Source organism: Mesorhizobium sp. M0715 (assembly GCF_040320355.1).
GTDB lineage: Bacteria > Pseudomonadota > Alphaproteobacteria > Rhizobiales > Rhizobiaceae > Mesorhizobium.
In genome coordinates this window covers 1-5,944 of the sequence record NZ_JAMYPL010000058.1, presented here as the reverse complement: position 1 = coordinate 5,944, position 5,944 = coordinate 1, and the positions used below count along the sequence as shown (strand labels likewise).

Genomic DNA, 5,944 nt, shown 5'->3' with positions numbered 1-5,944 from the left:
CGGTCGGCTACCGCCCGACGACGACAGTGACCGAAGGGGTGGGGCGGTTCGTCGAGTGGTATCAGGCGTATTTCGGGCGGGGATAGACAAAGTCTTTGCAAGATCACGGCTGGCAAACTCGCCTCAGGCCACCGTCCAGTGATGCTCGATGGCTGCGCCAGCTCCTGCCAGCACGACGCCCACGGGATTGGCCGCCCCCCCGCAATTCGCACCACAGCAACATTGATCTTTGATGGGTGATGTTGCGGTTCCGCTCGCCCGCCATCCGCCATTCGCGTTCGTTTATTTCATTGGGCAAAAAACTACCGACAGCGGACAAACTGCCTCGCTATTCGAATGATGCGGTAGCGGCACATAACGCGCATGTTTCCTCCAGCCGGAGGCGCTTCATCCCCGCGCCGCCGGTTAGGCTCGACGGCCGCCCGCCCCCAAAAAGCCGTCGGGCCGCCAGAAATCCCGATATCCTACTCGCCTCCCCTCCTCGCCATCACTGCGTAAACGCCTTGGACATCTGATCCGCAAATGGTTTCAACAGATAAGACCAGACATTGCGTTCATCGGTGCGGATATGAACCTCGGCGGGCATACCTGGCCTCAGCACCTTCGCTTCGGTCAGGCAGTTCGATTTGCTTTCAACCTTGATACGCGCCGAGAAATAGGAAAGCTGACGTTGCGGATCTTTAATCAGATCCGCCGAGATGTGTTTCACTGACCCTTGGCAGACCGGAGTGGTTCCCACGTCGAACGCCGGAAAACGGATCGATACCGGCTGCCCTGGCCGGACGTCGTCGACCCGCGACGGAGGGATCAGCGCGTCCACCACAAGATCGTCGGCATCAGGTACGATGGTCATGAGCATCTCGCCAGGCGCGATAACACCGCCGACGGTATGGACAGCCGATTCCTGTATCGTTCCGGACTGCGGCGCGCGGATCGTTGTCTTGGTCAATTCATCCTGGGCCACAATCCTCCGTTCGTTGAGTTCGGTCTGTTTGGCTTCCGTCTCGCGGAGTTCGGTCGTCACGTCAGTGCGCCTTTGGTCATCCAGCTGCAGCATCTGCAACCCCGTTTCGCTGATGCGCGCCTGCGCTTCAGCTACTGCGGCAGCGAGGCGCCCCGATTCTCCCCTGGCCCGGGTGGCATCCAGCCTGATGTTGCTCACCCTCTCCTTGGAGACGAGTTTTTTGGCGTAGAGGGAATCAACGTCGGCGAAATCCTTATTCAGCAGAGCAACCGATTCATCCACCGCGCTCTGTTGCGCTTTAAGACCGTCGATCTGACGTTCAAGTTGCTGGGATTGGCTTCTCAACTGTGCCTTCTGCCCAGCCAAAGCCGAGGCGCGCGTTTCAAAGAGGGCGCGCTCGCCGTTGACGAGCGCAGCCAGCTCCGGTTGGTTCATTCGCGCCTTCAGGCCGACCGGCAGCTGCATTTCCGCCAGGCCCGTGCGCTCGGCCTCCAGCCGGGCGAGGCGGACGGTCGCGCGATCGAGATCCTCACTGATGATTTGCAGGTTCGCGCGAGTCAGCGTGTCATCCAGCCTGACCAGCACGTCGCCGGCTCGTACATGATCTCCGTCCTGCGCGAAGATCCCGCCCACTGTGCCTCCGGTTTGATGCTGGACCTTCTTGACGTTGCTTTCCACCACCACGGTGGCTGGTGCAACCACAGCGCCGGCGATCTTGGTCAATCCCAGCCATAGGCCGCCGCCAAGGACCAGCAGACCGGTAATCGCCAAGCCGAATATCAGGTTGGCCCGTATACCGTCCGGCAGATCTGGCGCGCTCACGGCAGGCCGTTTGCTGCCACGAAGGGTCCGAGCATACGATGAGAAGGTGACGAATGTTTCGAGCAGACCTTCATGCATGTCCGGCAACACCCGGTATCGGCGCCAAAGAAGATGGCCGAGGTGAAACAGGCGGTGAAGGTCGGAGCACGTTCGCCAAGACCTGCTCGCGCGAGCCAAAGGCATGAACCGTCCCATTCGACATAACCAATACCTGATCGATGTTGGCGAGAGCCGAAGGACGATGCGCAACGACAATGACGATGCCTCCGCGCTGACGCACTGCCCGTATGGCGCCGGCCAGGGCAGCGTCCCCATCTACGTCGAGGTTCGAGTTCGGTTCGTCGAGCACGACAAGAAACGGCTCGCCATAAAGTGCTCGGGCGAGACCCACGAGTTGCCTCTGCCCTGCCGACAGGGCCGCTCCGCCCTCGCCGATGCGGGTCTGAAACCCCTGAGGGAGTTGCATTATCATTTTCTCGACGCCGGCTGCTCTTGCCGCCGCAAGGACGCCTTTTGGATCCGTCTTGCCTCGGAACCTCGAAATGTTGTCTGCTACCGTGCCGTCAAACAACTCCACATCCTGCGGCATGTAGCCGATATGGGCGCCGAGCTGTTCCGAGTTCCATTGATCGAGAGAGGCGCCGTCCAATCTCACCGAGCCATGGAGCGGCTTCCACACCCCGACCAACGAACGCACCAAAGTTGTCTTGCCGGAACCGCTTGGGCCGATTACGGCCATCCCAGCGCCTCTCGACAGATGGAAACTCACATTCACCACGGTTGGCTTTGGCAAGCCGGGCGGCGCAATGGTCAATTGCTCGACCGCAAACCGCGCCTGCGGCCGAGGCAACTCCATTGGCTCGTCCTGGCGGCCGAATGCCGCCATGACCGCTGCCAGCTCGGAATAGCTGCGCCGGGCCGACAGAAAGCCTCTCCAGTTTGCGATCGCAGCATCGACCGGGGCCAAGGCGCGGCCAAGCAAAATGGAAGATGCGATGATCACCCCAGGTGAAGCCTCGCCGCCGATCACCAGGTAAGCGCCGAGACCGAGAACACAGGACTGCAACGCCATCCGCAGGGCCTTCGACAGCGAACTGGCGCCACCAACGACGTCAGAGAGACGTTCCTGCTGGGCGAGATAGGCTCGGCTGACGTCGCTCCAGCGTCGAGCCAGTCGACCAGACAGCCCCATTGCGTGAACGACTTCGGCGTTGCGCCGGCCGGAATCGGCAAGCGCCCGCTGCGACAGCAGCTCCTCCGAGGCACGCGCGGCGGGGCCTCGGCTAAACACTTCCGCGATCGCTGTTAAGAGGACCACAGCGATCGCGCCGACCGTCGCCAGCAGGCCGAGCGAAGGATGGAGCAAATAAATGATCAGCAGATAAAAGGGGATCCACGGGGCGTCGAAGATGACCGTCGGTCCCGTTCCGGAGAGAAAGCCGCGCAGTCGGTCAAGATCGTGCAAAGGCTGCAGACGGTCCGCATCACGCCCTGCCTTGAGCGGCAGGGACAGGGAGATGGAGAACACCTTTTGCTGCAAATTCCTATAGAGACGGCTGCCGATGCGGACCAACACGCGAAGCCGCACGAAATCCAGAAGCCCATGGACCGCATACAGACCCAGCATTCCGATCGTGAACCCCACCAGGGTGGGAACGCTCTGCGACGGCAGAACGCGATCGTAAATCTGCAACATATAGACCGAACCGGTCAGAGCGAGAATGTTTATCACTGCCGAGAACAGCGCCACGCCAAGCAGCCCAGGCATGCAGGCGAGAATGGCGGAACGTAGCTCGGGAGAACCGGCCCCCGATGTTTTCATGACCAGCGGTCGTTCGCGCGACACTGCCGCGCCGTTACTTCCGTAAGTTGTAATGGCTCAAACCTTTCTTAGTGCGCATAGCAGCCGCTATCCGTCGGCCCCCTTATTACGCTCTGCTTACATACGTCGACTTTGAGGAAAATGCAGCGGATTCGTGGCATGAGCCGGCGAAACGCGACCGCCGACGTCTCCCTGTCTGGGGATAACTTCCCGAAAAATGACGATTTTCGCTAAAGGAACTGGTCAGAACGGAGCCGGCAAAAGAGGCGTATGTCCTTGCTCCCAAACACTTTCAAAGGTGCCACAGTCGACTGAGCAAAATACCTGCTACTGAGCAACAACTTAGATCAATCAAACATTCTATCTCGCTGTGTTTCGTATTTGATTTCATCCTAATGTAGCAATCACCTAAGCAGACGCGGGGCATAAATCGAATCAACCAAAGGATCATTGGATGACACTCCATTATGCGTCCGGTGGATCAGCCACCGAAGTCGCAACCGCCGGGTTCAACCTGGTCGATGTTCAATATCTTTCGCAGGTCAATGCTTTGCCGGACGGCATGAAAGGCCTCGTCTATCTCGGAGCGCACGACGGCGTCACCTCCTCCTTCATTGAAAAAGTTACACCATTTCTGAACAACGCGAAGGTGTTCGGATTTTTCCTGATGGACGAGCCAGATCCCACCGGCAGGTGGGGCACATATGCAACTGCCGAAAACCTGAAAGCGGAATCGGATTGGATCCATTCCCATTTTCCGGGCGCCAAGACCTTCGTCACCATGATGAATATGGGGTCTCCTACAAATCCGGATTTTTCCAACACCTATAATCCGGCCAATACAGGCATCGACTATTACGGGTTGGACCCGTACCCGGTGCGCGATGACGTGAGCACGGTCGACTACAACATGATCGACAGGGCCGTGGGCGCGGCAGTGAAGTCCGGCATCCCGATCGACAAGATCATTCCGGTCTACCAGACTTTTGGCGGTGGCAACTGGACGACCGACACGGGCGGGAAGCATCAGATGCCAACGACGGAACAGATGCAAACGATGATAGATCATTGGGCAGCACTGGTTCCGTCGCCTGCCTTCGATTATGCCTATGCCTGGGGCTCGCAGAACGGAGACACAGCTCTGGAGAATTCGCCGGCACTGCAGGCCTTCTTCCAGCAGCACAACCTCCAAAGCACCGGTGGCTCTGCCGCCCCTCCAGCAAGCGATCCGATCGATACCCCGACCACGCCGCCAAGCGACGCCGGCGCCCCTGCTCCCGCCGCGCCGGCCCCGTCGGACAGCGATCATATATTCCATGGCACGCGCGGCGCAGACGTTTTTCACGCGACCACGGGCAATGACAAATATCTCGTCAACAATGCCCATGACAAGGTGATGGAAGCGCCAAGCGGCGGGGTCGACAAGGTCGTGGCCTCGGTGAGTTACGCTCTTACGGCGGGCTCACATATCGAGCAGCTCTCCACCGCCAGTTCGGGTGGCAGGGCGTCCATCAACCTGACCGGCAACGAATTCGGTCAAGCCATCTATGGGAATGGCGGCGCCAACAAGATCAATGGTGGCGGTGGCGCGGACAAGATGACCGGCTATGGCGGCAATGACACCTATTACGTCGACAATGCCCACGACAAGGTGGTGGAGCAGAGAGGAAGCGGCGCCGATAAGGTTCTTGCCTCGGTGAGCTTCGCTCTTTCGGCTGGCTCGCATATCGAGCAACTCGCAACCACCAAGGCATCCAGCAAGGCCGCCATCAATCTGACCGGCAACGAATTCGGACAGACCATTCAAGGCAATGCCGGTAGCAACAAGATCGACGGTGGCGGCGGAGCCGATACGTTGAGCGGGCGTGGGGGCAGAGATGCCTTCGTGTTCAGTACCGCCCTTGGTGCTGGAAACGTGGACAAGATCACTGATTTCAACAAAGCCCAGGACAAAATCCACCTCGATCATTCCATCTTTGCCGGTCTCGATCAGGGGGGCCTCTCGTCGGACGCTTTCTTTGCCGGCAAAGCCGCGCATGACAGTTCCGATCACATTATCTACAACAGTTCGACGGGAGCTCTTTCTTTCGACAGCGACGGCGTCGGAGGCGCAAACCAGATCCATTTCGCGAGCCTCTCTCCGCATCTGTCGATTACCGCATCGTCTTTTCTGGTCACCTGAACCAGCCCAGCGAAGAAACGCTTTAAGAAGTGGGGGGGGGGCGGGGGGGGGGGGGGGCCAGAGGGTGGGGGTGGGGGGGGACAGCGGGAGCGGGGGGGGGGGGGCGGGGGGCCGGGGGGCCCGGGCGCGGGGGCGGGGGGGGGGCCCGCCGCCC

General features: G+C 59.9%; 3 protein-coding genes. 1 reads left to right on the top strand and 2 read right to left on the bottom strand.

What is annotated here, in order from left to right; translation table 11 throughout:
* Window positions 1-487: 487 nt before the first annotated feature.
* Together NKI21_RS32105 and NKI21_RS32100 are read right to left on the bottom strand one after the other, a co-directional pair.
* Complete coding sequence (locus NKI21_RS32105) at window positions 488-1,864, bottom strand: HlyD family type I secretion periplasmic adaptor subunit (protein ID WP_128302534.1); 1,377 nt, start codon at window positions 1,862-1,864, stop codon at window positions 488-490.
* Window positions 1,857-3,608: a type I secretion system permease/ATPase gene (locus NKI21_RS32100; RefSeq protein WP_164892821.1), complete on the bottom strand. Its 1,752-nt coding sequence runs from the start codon at window positions 3,606-3,608 to the stop codon at window positions 1,857-1,859. The genes NKI21_RS32105 and NKI21_RS32100 overlap by 8 nt, the downstream gene beginning before the upstream one ends.
* Before the next feature lie 454 nt (window positions 3,609-4,062).
* Between NKI21_RS32100 and NKI21_RS32095 the strand changes: the two genes are divergently transcribed.
* Window positions 4,063-5,790: a calcium-binding protein gene (locus NKI21_RS32095; RefSeq protein WP_352869262.1), complete on the top strand. Its 1,728-nt coding sequence runs from the start codon at window positions 4,063-4,065 to the stop codon at window positions 5,788-5,790.
* The last annotated feature ends 154 nt before the right edge of the window (window positions 5,791-5,944 follow it).